Below are 19,151 nucleotides of genomic sequence, written 5' to 3'. Positions count from 1 at the left end.
GCCCCCCGAAATCACGGGGGGCTTTGGGGTCATGGAAGGAAGCGCTGGACCAGCCGCACAACCTTTTTAACCCGTAGGTTATCAAACAGTTTCGGTGAGAAATAGGCACCTGCGGCGCGCTTGTTAAGTTCTGCGATGGTTGGATAGGGTGCGACCATTGCGCTGACCCCCGACATCTTGATCTTGTTCGCGATGGCCAGTGACCATGTGGCGATCAGTTCGCCCGCCTGATGACCAACGATGGAGGCCCCGACAGGACGCCCCTTCACCACCATCACCTTGATCAGCCCCTTGGTCTGGCGGATCGCGATGGCGCGGTCGTTGTGGGAATATTCAAACCGTGCCACTTCCAGCGCATCGCCGTGGATCTGACGCGCCTGTTCTTCGGTCAGACCAACCTGCGCCATTTCGGGATCGGTATAGGTCGCCCACGGGATATGCGCAGTCACTTCTTTCGCAGGCAGACCAAACAGCGCCTGACGAATAATCAGACCCGCGTGATAGCCCGCCACATGGGTGAATTGCAGCCCACCGGCCACATCGCCAATGGCAAACACCTTCTTGTCAGAGGTACGCATGCTGGCGTCCACAGTGACACCTTTACCGGTGTAGGCGATGCCTGCCTTGTCCAGATCCAGACTGTCAATATTTGCTTTGCGCCCAACCGCCACCAACAGGTGCGTGCCCTGCACACGGCCTTTGGGGGTTTCGACAACGATATTGCCTGCGGTTCCTGCGATTTCCTCTGCCGGTGCTTCCTCAAGGATTTCGATCCCTTCGGCGCGCAGATTATCCAGCGCGATGGCGGCCAGTTCGGGGTCATCCTTGCCCAGCGCACGCGCGCCTTCGATCACCGTCACCTTGCAGCCCAAACGCACATGCGCCTGCGCCATTTCCAGACCGATGGGGCCACCGCCAATGATGATCAGGTGATCCGGCTTTTCGCGCAGATCAAAAAGGGTTTCGTTGGTGTAAAACGGCACATCCGCCAGACCTTTGATCGGCGGCACCAGTGGCGACGAACCGGTCGAAATCACAATCCGACGCGCAGTGATCGTATGCTCACACGCCTGCACGGTGCGCGGTGCGATGAAGCGGCCGTATTCACGGATCACCCGCACGCCGAAGCTTTCGAACCGTTCCTGACTGTCCACCGGCGCGATCTGGTCGATCACCCCCATGACGTGATCCTTGGCGGCGGCATAATCCACCTGTGGAACCACCGGTGTGATGCCCATTGCGGCCCCTGCACTCATCGCGTGCGCGGCGTGACCGGCTGCCAGCAGCGCCTTGGACGGAACACAGCCAAAGTTCAGGCAGTCACCGCCCATTTTGTGCCCTTCCAGCAGGGTCACATCGGCGCCCATCTGCGATGCGCCCGCCGCAACGGACAACCCGCCAGAGCCTGCGCCAATAACCAGAAGATCGGTTTTAATATCAGCCATTGTTACAGCCCTTTCTGGCCACGAACGGCCTTGATTACGATGGGCAGCGCCGCCAGTGCGCAGAGCCCCAGGATCGGCAACAGAATGGCCGGTTCAAAGATAATGCCCAGATTGGGTGTTTCGCCGCGGGCAAACACCTCCCCCAGACCGGCACCAACAGAGGTGTAGACAACACCGCCCGGAATAATGCCAAGGAAGGTCGAGATCACGAAGCGGCTGAGCGGCACACCTACGAGGGCAGGCACAAGGTTCGCCACAAAGAACGGCACCGCAGGCACCAGACGGATCAGGAACAGCATCGACCATTGGTTTTCATCAATGCCTTCCTTGATCTTCTTCACCGCGCCCTCGCCCGCGTCCATCTTGGCCGCCAGACGTTCACCCAGACCCCAGCGCGCCGCCATAAAGATGGCTGCCGCGCCGATGGTGGCGGCGGTGATATTGAAAAGCGCACCGGGGAAGGTACCAAAGAGGAAACCGCCGGTCAGCGTCGCAATAGTAGCGCCGGGCAGCGAAAAGCCGACGATCGCCACATACACCCCAATAAACAGCAGCACGCTGATCAGGTAGTTGGCGTCGCGGAATTCGATCAGGTCCTGACGATTCTCCGCCAGCGCCTGAAAGCTGAACACATCCTTCAGGAACACCGCGCCCAGCACGGCGGCCACCCCGATCACCGCCAGCGGCAGGTAACGCGCAAGGCCGGACTTGGGCGCATCCTTACCTTTAGAATCGCTGTTCGGAGGCTGGGAATCATGTGTCATAGTGTTGGGTCCATGCTGGTTAGGCTCGTCTCATTCAGGGCCAAGATGCAGATAACGGGCCATTTTTGACAGGGCGCGCGCAGCATCCTCACGGTGGGTTGATATCTGGTTACGATCTGGTGCAGAAAACGCCCCTATAGGCGGGGTTTGTTACACAAACGCCGTCCACCGTCCGAAATTGCAGCATTTTTGTTGCAAAACCGGATTTGGGCATTTGACTATTGCCGAAATCCCCCCTAAGGACGGGCCTCGGATTATATATCGGGCCGTAGCGATTCCGCTTGTCTGGCCCTCTAGACAAATGGAGTCGGAGCGATGAAACGCACCTACCAGCCCTCGAACCTGGTTCGTAAACGCCGCCACGGTTTCCGTGCGCGCATGGCCACCAAAGCAGGTCGTAAGATCCTGAACGCACGCCGCGCACGTGGCCGCAAGTCGCTGAGCGCATAAGCTTAGCCACTTATCGGACAGATGACACCGCCGGAGGCCCCCATGACAGGCGACAGTGCCGACATGGGGAATGCCCCTCCGGCGGTTTCTGTTTGTTTGACGGTTCTAAAGAACCGCAGCGATTTCCTGCGTGCTGCCAAGGCGCGTCGGCAAGGCACGGGCGGCATGATGGTGCAGGCCCGCAAGCGCCAACCAGAGGAAACCGCAACCGGCGTGCGCGTCGGATTTACCTGTTCCAAAAAGGTCGGCAATGCCGTGGCCCGCAACCGTGCGAAACGCCGGTTGCGTGAGGTCGCGCGTCTGGTGCTGCCCACCCACGGCCTGCCCGGCTATGACTACGTACTGATCGGCCGCGCCGAGGCAACCGCCCAGCGCCCCTTTGAACAGCTGCAGGGTGACCTTATCTATGCGTTGAAACGCCTGCACCAACCGCCCCGCCCTCGTGGTGAGGGGGACAAGGGTAAACGTCCTCAGCATCGAGGGCCGAATCAACACAAAGGGAAACCTCAGACGTCATGAGCCCACTTGCCCATATCGCTGCCCTACCAGTACATTTCTATCGTCTGGTGATCAGCCCATGGCTTGGCTCTAACTGTCGCTATCAACCCACCTGTTCCGCCTACGCGCTGGAGGCGCTGGAAAAGCACGGCGCCCTAAAGGGGGGCTGGCTTGCTCTGTGCCGTATCGGGCGGTGCCACCCCTTTGGCAGTTCCGGCTATGATCCGGTACCAGCGGCCAAGGCGCGCGGGTGTGGTTGTAGCGCGCCTGAGGACACTCGGGACGCCCCGGACGATGATGCGCCGGCCGAAAAGCGCAGCTAATCACGCCTCCTGATCGCGATCCGCAAAGTGATCCAAAAACCACAACCCCGCGCCGCAAAGCGTGGGGTTTTGCCATACTGGCTTTGTGAAACGGGAAAACAGGTTTACCCACGCTGCAGGTCCACAAGCAAAAGCAAGGAGGGTGACCATGTTTATCATTGCATATCGCTCTTATCTGGCTGGGACCGTTTCTGGCGCAGGACGTGGCAGCGCGGGCGACCGCATGGCACGACGCGGCGGGGCTTGCGCACTGCGCTAAGCACCCCGACCCTTCGCCAACGGGCGCCATGATGGCCCCCATCTTTTCCGACATCATCTGCTGATCTGCGATCAACGCAGCAATCGTGCATCTGCGCCATAGCGGCCCAGTCCCCTGATGTCGGTTCCCCTATCATCAACACTGAAGGAACGGTCCAACAGGACCGCATCGACATATGACACGTATTGAAACCACCCCAAGCGGGCTGCATCCCAGCCTGATCCTAGAAGAGCTGATCACCAAACACGGGCTGTTTAGCGTCCTGCGCGCGCTGATCCATGCCCAAAGCCGTCAGCGGACCCGCAAGCGTGCGGCGGCACGGATGACTGACCATCTACGTCGTGATCTGGGCCTGCCCATCCAGACCGCACCGCCAAGGCGGCAGCGGTGAGGCGGGGGCGCGCGCTGGGAGGTAGGCCTCCCTGCGCGCGCCCCTCCCCCAAACGTCAGTTTGTGACCAAAGCCGTCTCCACCGCAGGCAATACCTGTTCATGCAGGATGGTTTGATCCGCAATCGAAAGGGTAAACAGCGTCACCGTCTTGTCGCGGGTGGCGGCGATGGTCAGCGTTTCCGCCGTCTCACCAACCCGCTGATAGCTGTCGTGATCGGTTAGAACAGGCGTGCAGGCGGAAAACGCCGCATCTAGCAGGCACAGGTCCTTGCGGTCGCGATCTGACAGACGCTGATCACGGTTGGTATCTTTGCGCACCACCTCCAGCGTATAAGCGACGATCTCCGTGTCCTTGCCACCCAAAGGGCGTTTTATGCTCCATCTGTTCATTGCCAGTTGCCCGCGCCCCTCAAACAGCCATGCTTCTTGCCCCTGTGGCGACAATTTGAGGTAGTTAATCGTATTACTATCGGTCGTTTTGCTGAATCCGCTGGCGTTAAATTGTTGCCGCAACAACAGCGGGACCAGATAATCGCCACCGCTCAGTCGTTCTGCCATGCCATAGGCATAGTCCTCGACAATACTCGGATCATCATCCTGCGTGACATTCACCACCTCAACCGCATAGCGATCACGGGTGCGAGTCTGCCAGTATTCATAGAGCAACAGCGCCGCGCCCAACGTGCAGAGCATTGCAGCAAAAGCGATGGCAAAGGCGTTAAACCGCCAGAGCCATTTGAAGATACCAGTTTCCATACCTATTCCTTAAGCAATCCGTAGGTGCATAACGTGACCCGCGGCACCCTTACTTATCTTGTTGGCAAATGACGCAGCGCCGTCAAACACCACAGCAGGAAACGGCACAAAACCGCCTTTTTCGCACGCAAAACAGAGCGTTGCGTTTACTGTTTCTCAAAGAAAATCAGAACTTCACCCAGGTCCACGCCGAAACGGGACATATACGCGCGGTTGAGCAGGCGACCATCTTCCAACAGCCACATCCAGTCGTCGAAATCGACGCGCAGCGTGTCCCTATCAGGCACCGGCAGGTCGATCTGATAGCGCCAGTTGAAGGTATCGCCACGTTCCTCCCCCACAGCGATGCCCTGCACGCCCTCTGCTGTCCCCTCCCACGTCTGGTCCGCGCCGATAGGGCCGGTTTTGCGCAGACGCCAAATGCGTTCCTCTGTGCTGCCGTCGGCGTAGGTGAAATCCTCCACCAAGGTCAGGGTTTCCCCGTCCCATGTGCCGTCAATCACCACCTCAAACCGGCGTCGCACGGTGCCGAAACGATCGTTGAATTGGCCGTAGGCGAAGGTGCGCCCGTCAAAGTATTCCTCTAGGTTCAACTGTTTGTCGCTGAGCTTAGCATCCTCAAGGCTGGGCTTGCCGCAGGCGGTGAGGGTGATCAGGGCGCCGAGGCTAAGGATCAGGATGATGAATGCGCGCATGGGAACCTCCTTTAGGAAGGTATACGCAGCCCTGCGCTGATTGGATGAAACCGCGTTGCTGCAAAGGGCGGCGCGACTACCTGCAGGGCAAGATTTTACTTGGCAAAGCAGTCCTCAGCGTTTAGGCGGCGGCGCATGCTTGATGATGATCTGGACGATATCCACCCGCTCTTTGCTGGCGCACCTTCGACGACCGAGTTCAAGAAGCTGCGCAAACGAATCGTGCGTCAAACGCGCGAGGCGATTGAGCAATATGGCATGATCGAACGCGGCACCCGCTGGCTGGTCTGCCTGTCGGGCGGCAAGGACAGCTACACCCTGCTGGCCGTCCTGCATGAGCTGAAATGGCGCGGCCTGCTGCCGGTGGAACTGATGGCCTGCAATCTGGATCAGGGGCAGCCGGGGTTTCCGGCCACAGTCCTGCCGGAGTTTCTGGAACGCATGGGCGTTGAACACCGGATTGAATATCAAGACACCTATAGCGTGGTGATGGACAAGGTTCCGCAGGGCCGCACCTATTGCGCGCTGTGTTCCCGTCTGCGGCGCGGCAACCTCTACCGGATTGCCCGTGAAGAGGGCTGTTCAGCCGTGGTGCTGGGCCATCACCGTGATGACATTTTGGAAACCTTTTTCATGAACCTGTTCCACGGTGGCCGTCTGGCGACCATGCCGCCCAAACTGGTGAATGAAGAGGGCGATCTGTTTGTTTATCGTCCGCTGGCCCATGTAGCCGAGGCGGATTGTGAAAAATTTGCCGTGTCGATGAACTATCCGATCATTCCCTGTGACCTGTGTGGATCGCAGGACGGATTGCAGCGCCAGCAGGTGAAACAGATCCTGGATCAGTGGGAAAAGAACAGCCCCGGCCGTCGTCAGGTGATGTTCCGTGCGCTGACCAATGTGCGGCCTTCGCATATGCTGGACCCGAAACTGTTCGATTTTATGGGCCTTTCGCTGGGGAAAGATAAAATTGATCAGATTTCCGAGGATATTCCCAAGCTGCGTTAATTTTACCTTGAGCATTTCGTGACCAAGTTGTCCTGCCAGACAACAAAAGGACACGACTATGCGGTCATATTCCCAAATGGCAGCCCAGCTGCGGGCGCTCGTGTATGCGGGAACCTCAGGGCCACAGGCGTTGGCCTTTCTGCCGGCGATCATGCTGGCCGCATTCTGGCTGGGTGGTGAGGGCTGGTTGTTGGTCTCAGCGCTGGGACTGCCGTTGCTGATGGTCCTTTCGGGGCACAACGGTGGGGCACAGCAGCCAACGGTCACCGCCGATCTGGGATTGGAAGCAACGCTAGATCAGTTCTTGCTACAATGCGAAGTACGCAAAGAACGCACCGCCCTGCTATACCTAGCCATCGACTCCTTCGAAAAGCTGAACACTCATCATGGGTTTTCAGCCGCAGATCAGATTGAAAGCCATCTATGCGCCCATCTGCGTACAGGGCTGCGCCCGAAGGACCGGATGTTCAACCAAGGCGCGGGGCGATTTGCGATTGTACTGTCGCCCGTGCAAAATCTGGATCTGGAAGCGGCCCTGCAACTGGCCCGCCGCCTACAGCAGAAGATCGAAGAACCCGTGCCGCTGGATGGCGCAACGCTCTATCTAACCTGCTCGATCGGGTTTGTTATGGACCGCCAGATGCCACGCCCTTTTGGTCCACCAGTGCTCGACGCTGCGCAGGCCGCACTGGAAGAGGCACTGCACCACGCGCCAGGTGCAATCCGTGCCTATGCACCGGGGATGTCGACCCGCAAACACGCCAAAACCGAAAAGCTGAACGATCTTGTTGCAGCACTGGAAAGCGGCGCTATCCATCCTTGGTTTCAACCGCAAATTTCCACAGATACGGGAGAGGTCACTGGGGTAGAGGCATTGGCGCGCTGGAAACAGGGTAGCGAAACAGTCCCCCCGTCCGAATTTTTGCCGCTGATCGAACAGCATGGGCTGACCGAGCAGTTGGGCGATGTGATCCTGACACGTAGTTTGATGGCGCTGACGGAATGGGATCGCGCGGGCTTGCATGTACCGAAGGTCGGGGTCAACTTTTCCGATGCAGAGTTACGAAACCCGAAGCTGGTGGATAAAATCAGCTGGGCATTGGACAGGTTCGATCTGGCCCCCGGACGCCTGTCTGTCGAAATTCTGGAAAGCGTGGTCGCAGCCTCACCCGAAGATGTGGTGGTGCAAAACATCGCTAAACTTGCACACTTGGGCTGTGCGGTGGACTTGGACGATTTTGGCACTGGCCATGCTTCGCTTACCGCGCTCAGCCGGTTTAAAGTCAACCGGCTGAAAATCGACCGCTCTTTTGTCACCAATATTGACAGTGATCCCAAACAACAACGCCTTGTCGCAGCCGTTTTGTCGATGGCCGAACAGTTGAATTTAGACAGTCTGGCCGAAGGGGTCGAAACTGCCGAAGAACACACATTACTGGCACAGATGGGGTGCCGGCATGTGCAGGGTTTTGGGATCGCTCGCCCGATGCCACCGACCGCTGCACAGGACTGGTTGCAAAAATATCAATCCCGCGATCATCCCTTGCCTGAATTTGGGCCACGTTTTCGCCATCGCACAGGATAGGGGGATATCACGCACCGCAATGAACGGTGCCATCAGCGGCAGTGCCAGCTGGCGTCTTTCCCGCCGAAATCGACAAAACCCCAGCAAAACAGCGCCAATCGCCGCAATCCGGGGGAATCCCCTTGACCTTTGGGGCCGCACTCTGTTGAACCAGCGGCTAAGAATTCCAAGGACAGGCACGCACCCCCGATGGACGATCAAAACAAAAACCTTCTTTTGGCAACAGCGCTCAGCTTTGTCGTAATCCTGGTTTGGTTTGTCATGTTCCCCCCGCCGGAACAAACCGCAACCGACCCCAACGCCGCTGTCACGGCTGAGGCCAGCGCGCCCGTTGCCGCGGCCGCCGCCAACACCGCTGCCGCCGTTGCGACCGAGGTAGACACTAACGATGCCCCGCGTCTGGCGATTGAGACCGCGCGGGTCAATGGCTCCATCTCCCTCAAAGGGGGCCGCATCGACACGCTGGCGCTGAAAGACTACCGCAACACGCTGGACGAAGATTCGGACATCGTGACCATGCTGTCGCCCATCGACAGCGCGCAGCCCTACTACACCCTGTTCGGCTGGGCCCCCGGTCAAGGGCTGGCCATCGATCAGGTGCCCGGCGCCAACACCATCTGGTCCGTCAGCGGCAATGACACGCTGACCGCAGACGCACCCGTGACTCTGACCTGGGACAACGGCGCTGGCCTGACCTTCACCCGCGAAATGGCGATTGATGAGAACTACATGTTCCAGATCACCCAGAGCGTGACTAACAGCGGTGCAACCACCGTGTCGCTGGCGCCCTATGGTGTGATCGCCCGCCATGGTGTGCCGGAAGACATGAAAAACTTCTTCATCCTGCACGAAGGCCTGATTTCCATGGCCGATGGTGAGCTGGCAGAGGTGGATTATGACGACGTTGCCGATCTGGAATTTGACGCCCGCGAAGGCGCGCGCGCCGAAGTGACCCAAGTGGCCGAGGCTGGCTGGACCGGTTTCACCGATCACTACTGGATGTCGACCCTGATCCCCGAAGCTGGGTTCAAATCGGTGCGCAAATATGACGAACGCAGCGACGTTTACCAGACCGAGGCAGTTCAGCCGACCCAAACGCTGGCCCCCGGCGCAACCGTCACCGCATCGACCCGCCTGTTTGCAGGTGCCAAGGAATGGGAAGCGATCCGCGCCTATGAAAACAACGCTGGCGTTCCCGGTTTCCTTGATTCGATTGACTGGGGCTGGTTCTTCTTCTTCACCAAGCCGATCTTCTGGCTGCTGCACACACTAAACGCGATGATCGGCAACATGGGCTGGGCCATCATCGGTCTGACCGTGGTGATCAAAATCCTCGTCTTCCCGCTGGCGTATAAGTCCTACGCGTCGATGGCGAAGATGAAGGAACTGCAGCCGCAGATGGAAGAGCTGAAAGCAAAAGCTGGCGATGACCGTCAGAAGATGCAGCAAGCCATGATGGAGCTGTACAAGAAGGAAAAGGTCAATCCGGCGGCGGGCTGTCTGCCGATCCTGATCCAGATCCCGATCTTCTTCTCGCTCTACAAGGTGATTTTTGTAACGCTGGAACTGCGCCACGCACCTTGGGTCAGCTGGATCACCGACCTGTCGGCACCCGATCCCAGTTCGATCCTGAACCTGTTTGGTCTGCTGGCCTTCACCCCGCCGGAACCCGGTTCGCTGCTGGCGATCATCAGCCTGGGCATTCTGCCGATCCTTCTGGGTATCTCCATGTGGTTGCAGCAGAAACTGAACCCGGCGCCCACCGATCCGACGCAGCAGATGATCTTTGCATGGATGCCCTGGGTGTTTATGTTCATGCTCGGCGGCTTTGCCTCCGGTCTGGTCCTCTACTGGATCACCAACAACATGATCACCTTTACCCAGCAGTATCTGATCATGCGCAGCCACGGTTACAAACCGGACGTGTTCGGCAACATCAAGTCGAGCTTCAAGCGAAAGGAAAAGGCAAAAGAATGAGCGCAACAGTCGCAAATCTTTGGCGGCACCCGATCAAAGGCATCGGGGCCGAGCCTCTCTCCAAGGTCCGTCTCTCACGAGGCGGGCCTGTTCCGTTGGATCGGGCCTATGGCGTGCTGACGGGCGATGCGGTGGACACTGGTGAATGGCAAAGCTGCCGCTATTTCGCCCGTGGCTGCTTTGGCCCCGAACTGATGGCGGTGAATGCCCGCAGTGACGGCGATCTGATCACATTGAGCCATCCGAAGCTGGATGACCTGACGGTGAACCCTGATCTGGATGGTGCCAAAGTGGTGGACTGGATCAAGCCGATCTACCCAGCCGACCGTGCTGCGCCGCATACATTGATCAAGGCCCCTGCCGGTGGCATGGCGGATGCGGATTTTTCCGCAGTGTCGATCCTGTCCACCACATCGCTGGCCGATCTGGGTCAAACGCTAGGTGCCGATCTGGATCAACGCCGGTTTCGTGGCAACCTGTGGGTTGATGGGCTGACCGCGTGGTCGGAACTGGATCTGGTGGGCCGCGAACTGCAAATCGGCGACGTGCGGCTGAAGGTCATCGACCGCATCCAGCGCTGCCGCGCCACGGAAACAAACCCCGAAACTGGTGAACGCGATCAGACCACACTGAAGGCGATCCGTGACAGTCAGGGACACACTGATTTCGGCATCCGTGCCGAGGTTCTGAATGATGGCGAGATCGCGCTTGGCGACCGCTTTGAGGTACTTTGATGCAACTCCCCTTCCCACTGGCCGAAGAGCCGGATCAAATCACCCGCGAAAAGGGCCGCCTGCTGTTTGCGGGTGAAACCGACTTCCTCAAAGGGGTGGTCGCGATGAACGGCCTGCCAGAGGCGGACCGGATTGAGGTCTGCTTTGCCGGGCGTTCCAACGTCGGGAAATCCAGCCTGATCAACGCGCTGACGGGCCGTAAAGGCCTGGCGCGGGCGTCAAACACACCGGGCCGTACGCAAGAGATCAACTTCTTCACCGCGGGTGAGGAACACTATCTGGTCGACCTGCCCGGCTATGGTTTTGCCAATGCGCCGCTGGCGGTGGTGGAAAAATGGCAGCGGCTGCTGAAACAGTATCTGTCCGGTCGTCAGAACCTGCGCCGTGCCTTTGTGCTGGTGGATCATCGCCATGGGGTGAAACCCGTGGATGAGGAGATCATGAGCCTTTTGGACAGCTCCGCCGTGACCTTCCAGTGCGTGTTGACGAAGGAAGACAAGGTGAAGGCCAAGGACCGCGAGCGCATTCTGGATCAGGTGCGCGAAAAGCTGGCGAAACACCCCGCCGCATTTCCTGAGCTGATCGTGACGTCCTCCGAAAAGGGCGACGGTATCGAAACGCTGCGCAGCACCATTGCGACGCTGATTTAGTCAATCTTAACGGCGGCCTCAGACGTGTTGGCCGCCGTTTACCTCAATCTCTGTGCCCGTGATGTAGGACGACGCTTCGGTGCAGAGGAAATAGATGGTGTTTGCCACCTCTTCGGTCTGCCCCAAACGGCGCAGCGGAATATCCTCGATCAGTTTTTCAGTGCCCGGCGACAGAATCGCGGTCTCAATCTCACCCGGTGCGATGGCATTGACGCGCACGCCCAGCGGCCCGAAATCGTGCGCCATTTCGCGGGTCAGCGCGGTTAGCGCAGCCTTGGACGTGGCGTAGGCGGCACCGGCGAAAGGATGCACGCGATAGCCCGCGATGGAGGTCACGTTGACCACCGCGCCCTTCGCTGCGGCCAGCTCTTCGCGCAGGCCACGGGCCAAGACGACAGAGGCGAAGAAGTTCACATGGAACACCTGCCCCCATGTCATCAGGTCGGTATCAATGGTATTCAGCCGCCCGCCATCGGGTGTTTTCGGTGAGATACCCGCGTTATTCACCAGCGCGTCCAGTTTGCCGTCCAGACGATCGCGGATCTCTTCGACCTTGTTGATGGTATCAGCGGGGTCTGACAGGTCGATCTGAATGTGGTTCTCTTCGCCGCCCCCCCATGGGCATTCCGCCGGAAAGGGTGCGCGCGAACAGGTGATCACCCGCCAGCCTGCATTGTTAAAACGGCGCACGGTGGCGTGGCCGATGCCACGGCTGGCACCAGTCAGCAGCAGGGTTTTGCGTCTATCGCCTGTCTCACTCATCTCCGCCACTCCTTGATCAGCAATTGCCCAGACACTAGCACCGCCGCCGACAGGTGCAACCGGACCCCGCGCCGCATCGGCAAAGGATCGCGGGGTTGGCAGCAGCGGGCTGAACGGCTAACACCGTGTAGGTTAGAAAAAGACAAGACGTTCACAATGAAGAAGCAGAACATGGATCGCGATTGGATTGCCACGGCCCGGACATTGTCCGAGGCCCTCCCCTACCTGCAGCGCTTCACCGGCGCGGTGGTGGTCGTGAAATTTGGCGGCAACGCCATGGGTGATGATGAGGCGATGGCCGAATTTGCCCGTGACATGGTTCTGATGCGACAAGTGGGCGTGAACCCTGTGGTGGTCCATGGCGGCGGCCCGATGATCAACGAAATGCTGGCCAAGCTGAACATCGAAAGCGACTGGGTGCGCGGCAAGCGGGTCACCGATAAGGCCACGGTTGAAGTCGTCGAAATGGTGCTGGCCGGTATGGTCAACAAACGCATCGTGCAGGCGATCAACCACGAAGGTGGCCGTGCCATCGGCATTTCCGGCAAGGATGACGGGCTGATGATCTGCGATGCGGATGATCCGGAACTGGGTTTCGTTGGCCGCCCAAGCGAGATGAACGTTCAAGTGGTGCGCGATCTGTGCGACGCGGGGATGATCCCCGTGATCGCCCCCATCGGTGCGGGACGTGAAGGCAATGAAACCTATAACGTAAACGGCGACACCGCCGCCGGTGCCATCGCGGGTGCGCTGCAGGCCGATCGCCTGCTGCTGCTCACGGACGTTGAGGGTGTCAAAGGCGCGGATGGCGCGGTGGTCACCCAGCTAAGCACCACACAGGTGCGCGATATGATCGCCGATGGCACCATCGCGGGCGGCATGATCCCGAAAACCGAAACCGCGCTGAAGGCGGTAGAGGATGGCGTGCGCGCGGTAGTCATTCAGGATGGGCGTGTGCCCAATGCCTGCCTGCTGGAACTGTTCACCGAACACGGCGCGGGGTCGATGATCCGCGGCGATGAAGCCGGCGACGCTTGATCCGTTGGTCTGATATCGAAGATGCCGCCTCCGGGCGGCATCTTGCTATCATGGGGGCGCTTCACCCAAACGATCTGGACGGGGTGGAAACGCTGATCCTGCTGGGCCCGAAAGAGCCGGGGTTCTGGCCGCATTTCATCCATACGGCAGAGTATGTGGATGGCCTGCCTGATCCGATGGATCGCTGGTCCACCCGCGTGATTGACGATCTGGCGGCGCAGTTTGGCGGTCAGGCGTTTTATGCCTTCGGCGGGCCGCCCTATCAGCCGTTTTATCAATGGGCGCTGGCGACAGGACGCGCCTGGCCATCGCCGATCAATCTGTTGGTGCATGACAGCGCGGGCCTGCTGGTGTCCTATCGCGGCGCGTTGGGCCTGTCTGAACGGTTAGAGATCCCAGAGGCACCGCCGCCACCCTGTGACAGCTGCGCAGACCAACCCTGCCGCAGCGCCTGCCCTGTCGGTGCCTTTGACAGCGGTGTCTACGATGTGCCTGCCTGCAAGGCGCATATCACCCGCCCTGAGGGCGCAGAGTGTATGCGCGGCTGTCTGGCGCGCCGCGTCTGCCCGATCAGCGCCCGTTATCCGCGCAATGAGGACCACAGCGCCTTTCACATGGAGGCCTTTCTATGAGCCTGAAACTAATCCTGATGCGCCACGCCAAGTCCGATTGGGATGATCCGATGCTGAGCGATCATCAGCGCCCGCTGAACAAACGCGGACGCGCCTCGGCCAAGGCGATGGGGGATTGGCTGCGTGAACGGGGACATTTGCCGGACCTTGTTCTCAGCTCTGATTCTACCCGCACGCAGGAGACGTGGGAGCGGTTGGCCTTGACGTCAGAGGTGCGGCTGATGCGGTCCCTCTACCTCGCCCCCGCCATGCGGATGCTGGAGGTGTTGCGGCAGGCGGGTGAGGCGCAGACGGTGCTGATGCTGGGACATAATCCCGGCATCGGGGATCTGGCGCAGCAATTGGCGGCAACGGATCCGCGCGATGAGGGGTTTGACCACTACCCAACCTGCGCAACCACGGTGTTCAGGTTCGAGGCAAGTGCGTGGGAGTAGGTGCGGCCACAGACAGGCGCGGTACTGGATTTCACCATTCCGCGCCGGTTGCTGTAGCCGGAAATAGCAATACCCCAAAGCAAAACGGCGCCCCATGAGGGCGCCGTTTCTGTATCGCATCAGAGGCCTTCTTAGTGGCCCAAGATCTGGCTGAGGAACAGCTTGGTCCGCTCGCTCTTGGGGTTGTTGAAGAACTCTTCCGGTTCGTTCTGTTCCACGATCTGGCCCTGATCCATGAAGATCACGCGGTTCGCCACCTGACGGGCAAAGCCCATTTCGTGGGTCACGCAGAGCATGGTCATGCCTTCTTCGGCCAGTTCGATCATGGTGTCCAGCACCTCTTTGATCATCTCTGGGTCCAGCGCCGAAGTGGGTTCGTCGAACAGCATGATGCGGGGCTTCATGCACAACGAACGGGCAATCGCCACACGCTGCTGCTGACCACCGGACAGCTGGCCGGGATACTTGTTCGCTTGGTCAGGGATCTTCACCTTCTCAAGGAAGTGCATCGCGGTTTCAATCGCCTCTTTGCGCGGCGTTTTACGGACCCAGATCGGGGCCAGCGTGCAGTTTTCCAGAATGGTCAGGTGCGGGAACAGGTTGAAGTGCTGGAAGCACATGCCAACCTCGGACCGGATCTTGTCGATGTTTTTCAGATCTGAAGTCAGTTCGGTCCCATCCACGATGATGCGGCCCGCCTGATGTTCCTCAAGGCGGTTGATACAGCGGATCAGCGTCGATTTGCCGGACCCCGAGGGACCCGCGATAACGATACGTTCGCCCTGATTGACGGTCAGGTTGATGTCGCGCAGCACGTGAAACGCGCCGTACCACTTGTTCATGTTCGAGATTTCAATCGCCACCTCGTCCGAAACGGTCATTTTCGAACGGTCGATGGAGCGGTCTACAGCAAGATCAGACATTTCATGATCTCCTTAGTGATGATCGGTTCTGAGCTTGCGCTCAAGATACATGGAGTAACGGGACATGCCGTAACAGAAGACGAAGAACAAAAGGGCGATGAAGCCGTAGAGTTCCCAGACGATACCGTTCCAGTCAGAGTCCGCGCGGATGGCGTTGGTCAGGTTCAGCGGATCGAACAGGCCGATCACCGACACCAGCGTGGTGTCTTTGAACACCCCGATGAAGGTCGACACGATGCCCGGGATCGAGATCTTCAGTGCCTGCGGCATGATGATCAGGCGCTGTGCCTGCCAGTAGTTCAGGCCAAGCGAATCGGCGCCTTCGTACTGGCCCTTGGGCAGGGCCGCCAGACCACCGCGGATCACCTCGGCCATATAGGCCGATGCAAACAGCGTCACCATGATGAACACGCGCATGATGATGTCAAAATCGGTGCCCGGAGGCATAAAGATGTTGAGCAGCGTCGATGCGACGAACAGCAGGGTGATCAGCGGCACACCGCGGATGAACTCGATAAAGCCAACGCAGAGCGATTTGACGATCAACAGATCCGACTGACGCCCCAGTGCCAGCACGATGCCGATGGGCAGCGACAGACCGATGGCGACAACACCGATGGTGATCGACAGCATGAACCCACCGAACTTTCGGCTTTCGACCGGTTCCAGACCCAGCGCCGGTGTCAGGTCCGCCAGCATACCAGCGATGCCGCCAGCTGCGAACAGCCACCAAGCCACAGCCAGAACAACCGACAGGATCAGTGCAATCAGGCTACCTGCCAGTTGCGACAGGACGCGGTAGCCAATGTAGCCAATCACAAAACCTGCAGCGACCATGATCGGGCCCCAGATCGATCCGCCCCACAAGAGCCACGGCATGATGAAGGGATAGGCCATAGTCAGGTAGATCATCTTCGCGGGCACTTTTTCCGCATAGAGAACAGGTGCCAGTGCAAAGCCTAGCAGGACAAAGGCCAGAATCGGGCGCCAACGCATGTCGGCAACGCCTGCCTCTGTCCCATTGGGGTAGAAGCCGAACAACAGCTGTTCCCAGCGGTCGTTGATCACGCCCCAGCAAGCACCGGCCCAGTGACCTTCGCGGCCCAGATCGTGCAGGATCGCGCGGCATTCGTTCAGCGATTGCGCGTTCCATGTGGGCGACCACGCCCAGCCGATGATGAACCACAGCGTGTAGATAATGAACACGCCCGACACCACCGTCAGGATCGAGTTGGCCACGCCGGAAAACAGGTTTTCCCGCATCCAGCCGACAAACCCAACCGAGCTAGCAGGCGGCGACTGCTGTGGCAGCATTTCGGTGCGTACGAAAGAAACATCACTCATCTTAACGCTCCACCAGTTTGACGCTGTTGTTGTACCAGTTCATCGCCATCGAGATCAGCAGACTGATTGCCAGATAGATCGCCATGCCAGTCAGAACGGTTTCCAGTTCGCGGCCGGTCTGGTTCATGGTCACGCCCATCAGCGTGCCGGTCAGATCCATATAGCCCACTGCAATCGCCAGCGACGAGTTCTTGGTCAGGTTCAGGTAGTTGGAAATCAGCGGCGGAATGATCACCCGCAGCGCCTGCGGCAGGATCACCAGCGACATGGTGCGGTTGGGGCGCAGACCAAGGGCCGATGCGGCCTCTGTCTGGCCTTTGGAAATCGCAAGGATACCGGCGCGGACAATTTCAGCAATGAACGCCGCCGTGTAGAGCGACAGAGCCAGCCACAGTGCGATGAGCGAGTTACGCATATGCGTGCCGCCCTTGAAGTTGAAGCCCTTCAGCTCAGGGTAGCCGAGGTGGAAGCCCAGCGCGAACAGCACCAGACCCGTGGGCACAACAATCGCGGCAAGGTTCAGGTGCCATGTGCGCGGCCGGTCGCCGGTCGATTCCTGCAGCGCATTGGCGCGGGCGTTGATTTTCGACCGGATAAACAGGCCAAGGATCAGCGCGGCCAGAAAGGCCAGCAGGTCCAGCGAGATATCAAAGCGCAGGCTGTGTTCGCCAAAGAACGAGATGTTGCCAAGACTGTTGGAAAACAGCGGTTCGGGCACGTAAACACCACGGTTGGTGACCGCCACAGTGTCAAACAGCTTCATCGTCGCCTCAGGCTCCGCCCCGCGGAAGGCGCGCGGCGCAGGCAGGGTTTCGATCAGGATGGCCATGATCAAAACGATCCACAACAGCACAGGCACGTTACGGAACATTTCGACGTAGACGGACATCAGCCGCGACACCAGCCAGTTCTTGGACAGGCGCAGAACACCAATAATCACCCCCAATACGGTTGCGGTGATACAGCCCAGAACGGCCACGAGGAGCGTGTTCAGAATGCCGACAAAGGCAGCGCGCAGGTGCGTTGCCTGAGAATTATAATCAATGAGACGTTGGTTGATGTCATAGCCAGCCGGTTCGCTGAGGAAACGGAAGCTAGGTTCTTTGCCAAGCGCCTGAAGGTTCTGTGCCGTGTTGGAAATCAACCAGCCAAACAAAACCAGAAAGCCGATCATCGCGATAACCTGAATGGTCATCGAGCGATACCGGGTGTCGTAAATCAGCATAGATAGCCGAAACGACTCCTTCGGAGGGTCGGTGAGAGTTGTCATTTGGGAGTCCCCGTCTTTCGACCTTGTTTTTGTAATGGCCGTATTTTTTGGCCTTTTGGTCGAATTTAACCTGTCAGTAGGTCAAAGGGCGCAGCTTGCGCCGCGCCCTTCAACGTCAGATGTGTTTAGCGGAAGGGCGGTGCGTAGAGCAGGCCACCGTTGGTCCACTGTGCGTTCAGACCGCGCGACAGAGCAATCGGGGTTGCTTCGCCGATGTTGGTTTCGAACAGTTCGCCGTAGTTGCCGCCAGCCATGATGGCTTTCTTGGCCCAGTCAGCTTCCAGACCCAGCATTTCGCCCAGGGTACCTTCGGTGCCCAGCATACGGTTGATTTCCGGGTTGTTGGTGCCTGCACCCAGCTCGGCGATGTTGGCGGAGGTGATGCCCAGCTCTTCAGCTGCGATCAGTGCGTTCAGAGTCCAGCGAACAACATCGCCCCACTCGTTGTCGCCGTGACGGACCAGCGGGCCCAGCGGCTCTTTGGAGATGATTTCAGGCAGAACAACGTGATCCGCCGGTGCTTCGAAGCTGGCGCGGGTTGCTGCCAGACCGGATGCGTCGGTGGTGTAAACGTCGCAAGCACCGGACAGGTACTGCTGCTGCGATTCGGCGTTGGTTTCTACCGGCACCGGCTCATAGCTGATGTTGTTGGAACGGAAGAAGTCCGCCAGGTTCAGTTCGGTGGTGGTACCGGTTTGGATACAAACGGTCGCGCCATCCAGTTCTTTGGCCGAGGAAACGCCCAGCTCTTTGGGAACCATGAAGCCCTGACCGTCGTAGTAGTTGATGCCTACGAATTCGAACTTCAGGTCAACATCTCGCGAGAAGGTCCAGGTGGTGTTACGCGCCAGCATGTCGATTTCACCCGACGCCAGAGCGGTGAAGCGGGTTTTACCGGTGGTCGGTACGAATTCTACGGCGGCCGGATCACCCAGAACAGCAGCTGCTACAGCGCGGCACATGCCAACGTCGAAGCCTTCCCAGTTGCCGTTTGCGTCGGGGGCTGCGAAGCCTACCAGACCGGTGGTCACGCCGCAGTTCAGCTTGCCGCGCGCTTTAACATCGTCAAGCGTCCCAGCAGCCGCTGCACCAGCGGCCAGACCAGCAACGGTCAGCGCGCCAAGAAATACGGATTTTTTCATGTTTACCTCTTCCTGATTATCCACCCTGCTTTGGGCGGTTATGCTTAGGTTCGTAGACCTAGTATTGATA

The 19,151-nt window shown here is 59.0% G+C and carries 21 protein-coding genes; 12 read left to right on the top strand and 9 right to left on the bottom strand.

Features of this window, described 5'->3' with window-relative positions:
- Positions 1-29: 29 nt before the first annotated feature.
- Together TM5383_RS09005 and TM5383_RS09000 are read right to left on the bottom strand one after the other, a co-directional pair.
- Positions 30-1,445 carry a dihydrolipoyl dehydrogenase family protein gene (locus TM5383_RS09005; protein ID WP_058318698.1) on the bottom strand — a complete coding sequence of 472 codons (1,416 nt, stop codon included), beginning with the start codon at positions 1,443-1,445 and terminating at the stop codon, positions 30-32.
- 2 nt (positions 1,446-1,447) lie between these two features.
- A complete protein-coding gene (locus TM5383_RS09000) occupies positions 1,448-2,209 on the bottom strand; it encodes a TVP38/TMEM64 family protein (RefSeq protein ID WP_058318697.1) in 762 nt (253 codons plus the stop codon).
- Positions 2,210-2,524: 315 nt separating this feature from the next.
- Here TM5383_RS09000 and rpmH point away from each other — a divergent pair, with 315 nt between their 5' ends.
- From rpmH to TM5383_RS08980, 4 genes are all read left to right on the top strand, one after another.
- Positions 2,525-2,659 (top strand): 50S ribosomal protein L34, encoded by a 135-nt coding sequence (rpmH, locus tag TM5383_RS08995; RefSeq protein WP_005980833.1) that lies wholly within the window; start codon positions 2,525-2,527, stop codon positions 2,657-2,659.
- Positions 2,660-2,680: 21 nt separating this feature from the next.
- Positions 2,681-3,178, top strand: a complete 498-nt coding sequence (rnpA, locus tag TM5383_RS08990) for a ribonuclease P protein component (protein ID WP_058318696.1) — start codon at positions 2,681-2,683, stop codon at positions 3,176-3,178.
- A complete protein-coding gene (gene yidD, locus TM5383_RS08985; protein ID WP_058318695.1) occupies positions 3,175-3,480 on the top strand; it encodes a membrane protein insertion efficiency factor YidD in 306 nt (101 codons plus the stop codon). The genes rnpA and yidD overlap by 4 nt, the downstream gene beginning before the upstream one ends.
- Positions 3,481-3,914: 434 nt before the next feature.
- Entirely contained in the window at positions 3,915-4,130 is a 216-nt protein-coding gene (locus tag TM5383_RS08980) for a hypothetical protein (RefSeq protein ID WP_058318694.1), read from the top strand.
- Between the two features lie 55 nt (positions 4,131-4,185).
- On the opposite strand, the gene TM5383_RS08975 is transcribed toward TM5383_RS08980, so the two are convergent.
- On the bottom strand, positions 4,186-4,887 hold the full coding sequence (locus tag TM5383_RS08975) for a hypothetical protein (RefSeq protein ID WP_058318693.1): 702 nt from the start codon (positions 4,885-4,887) through the stop codon (positions 4,186-4,188).
- A 146-nt stretch (positions 4,888-5,033) separates the two neighbouring features.
- On the bottom strand, positions 5,034-5,582 hold the full coding sequence (locus TM5383_RS08970; protein ID WP_058318692.1) for a DUF3833 domain-containing protein: 549 nt from the start codon (positions 5,580-5,582) through the stop codon (positions 5,034-5,036).
- Between the two features lie 135 nt (positions 5,583-5,717).
- Here TM5383_RS08970 and ttcA point away from each other — a divergent pair, with 135 nt between their 5' ends.
- The 5 genes from ttcA to yihA all read left to right on the top strand — a co-directional run bounded on the left by ttcA (position 5,718) and on the right by yihA (position 11,536).
- The gene (gene ttcA / locus TM5383_RS08965) at positions 5,718-6,590 is read left to right on the top strand and encodes a tRNA 2-thiocytidine(32) synthetase TtcA (RefSeq protein WP_058318691.1); all 873 of its coding nucleotides are present in this window, start codon (positions 5,718-5,720) and stop codon (positions 6,588-6,590) included.
- A gap of 58 nt (positions 6,591-6,648) precedes the next feature.
- A complete protein-coding gene (locus TM5383_RS08960; protein ID WP_076400153.1) occupies positions 6,649-8,175 on the top strand; it encodes a putative bifunctional diguanylate cyclase/phosphodiesterase in 1,527 nt (508 codons plus the stop codon).
- 189 nt (positions 8,176-8,364) lie between these two features.
- A complete protein-coding gene (gene yidC, locus TM5383_RS08955; protein WP_058318690.1) occupies positions 8,365-10,152 on the top strand; it encodes a membrane protein insertase YidC in 1,788 nt (595 codons plus the stop codon).
- Positions 10,149-10,886, top strand: a complete 738-nt coding sequence (locus TM5383_RS08950; protein WP_058318689.1) for an MOSC domain-containing protein — start codon at positions 10,149-10,151, stop codon at positions 10,884-10,886. The genes yidC and TM5383_RS08950 overlap by 4 nt, the downstream gene beginning before the upstream one ends.
- Positions 10,886-11,536, top strand: a complete 651-nt coding sequence (gene yihA / locus TM5383_RS08945; RefSeq protein ID WP_058318688.1) for a ribosome biogenesis GTP-binding protein YihA/YsxC — start codon at positions 10,886-10,888, stop codon at positions 11,534-11,536. Before TM5383_RS08950 ends, yihA begins: the two co-directional genes overlap by 1 nt.
- An 18-nt stretch (positions 11,537-11,554) precedes the next feature.
- Here yihA and TM5383_RS08940 read toward each other — a convergent pair whose 3' ends face one another.
- A complete protein-coding gene (locus TM5383_RS08940) occupies positions 11,555-12,298 on the bottom strand; it encodes an SDR family NAD(P)-dependent oxidoreductase (RefSeq protein WP_058318687.1) in 744 nt (247 codons plus the stop codon).
- 156 nt (positions 12,299-12,454) lie between these two features.
- Between TM5383_RS08940 and argB the strand changes: the two genes are divergently transcribed.
- From argB to TM5383_RS08925, 3 genes are read left to right on the top strand one after another with little or no spacing between them, the layout of a single operon-like run.
- Positions 12,455-13,336: an acetylglutamate kinase gene (argB, locus tag TM5383_RS08935; protein WP_058318686.1), complete on the top strand. Its 882-nt coding sequence runs from the start codon at positions 12,455-12,457 to the stop codon at positions 13,334-13,336.
- A 50-nt stretch (positions 13,337-13,386) separates the two neighbouring features.
- Positions 13,387-13,968, top strand: a complete 582-nt coding sequence (locus tag TM5383_RS08930) for a ferredoxin (protein WP_197407386.1) — start codon at positions 13,387-13,389, stop codon at positions 13,966-13,968.
- Positions 13,965-14,402 (top strand): SixA phosphatase family protein, encoded by a 438-nt coding sequence (locus TM5383_RS08925; RefSeq protein ID WP_058318685.1) that lies wholly within the window; start codon positions 13,965-13,967, stop codon positions 14,400-14,402. Before TM5383_RS08930 ends, TM5383_RS08925 begins: the two co-directional genes overlap by 4 nt.
- Before the next feature lie 131 nt (positions 14,403-14,533).
- Here TM5383_RS08925 and TM5383_RS08920 read toward each other — a convergent pair whose 3' ends face one another.
- The 4 genes from TM5383_RS08920 to TM5383_RS08905 all read right to left on the bottom strand — a co-directional run bounded on the left by TM5383_RS08920 (position 14,534) and on the right by TM5383_RS08905 (position 19,081).
- The gene (locus tag TM5383_RS08920; protein WP_058318684.1) at positions 14,534-15,325 is read right to left on the bottom strand and encodes an amino acid ABC transporter ATP-binding protein; all 792 of its coding nucleotides are present in this window, start codon (positions 15,323-15,325) and stop codon (positions 14,534-14,536) included.
- A gap of 12 nt (positions 15,326-15,337) precedes the next feature.
- The gene (locus tag TM5383_RS08915; RefSeq protein WP_058318683.1) at positions 15,338-16,669 is read right to left on the bottom strand and encodes an amino acid ABC transporter permease; all 1,332 of its coding nucleotides are present in this window, start codon (positions 16,667-16,669) and stop codon (positions 15,338-15,340) included.
- 1 nt (position 16,670) lies between these two features.
- On the bottom strand, positions 16,671-17,939 hold the full coding sequence (locus TM5383_RS08910; protein WP_058318682.1) for an amino acid ABC transporter permease: 1,269 nt from the start codon (positions 17,937-17,939) through the stop codon (positions 16,671-16,673).
- Between the two features lie 125 nt (positions 17,940-18,064).
- Entirely contained in the window at positions 18,065-19,081 is a 1,017-nt protein-coding gene (locus TM5383_RS08905) for an amino acid ABC transporter substrate-binding protein (protein WP_058318681.1), read from the bottom strand.
- Between the last annotated feature and the right edge of the window lie 70 nt (positions 19,082-19,151).

The sequence above is a fragment of the Thalassovita mediterranea genome, assembly GCF_001458435.1.
GTDB classification, from domain to species: domain Bacteria; phylum Pseudomonadota; class Alphaproteobacteria; order Rhodobacterales; family Rhodobacteraceae; genus Thalassobius; species Thalassobius mediterraneus.
This window is presented reverse-complemented; position numbering and strand designations above follow the sequence as displayed.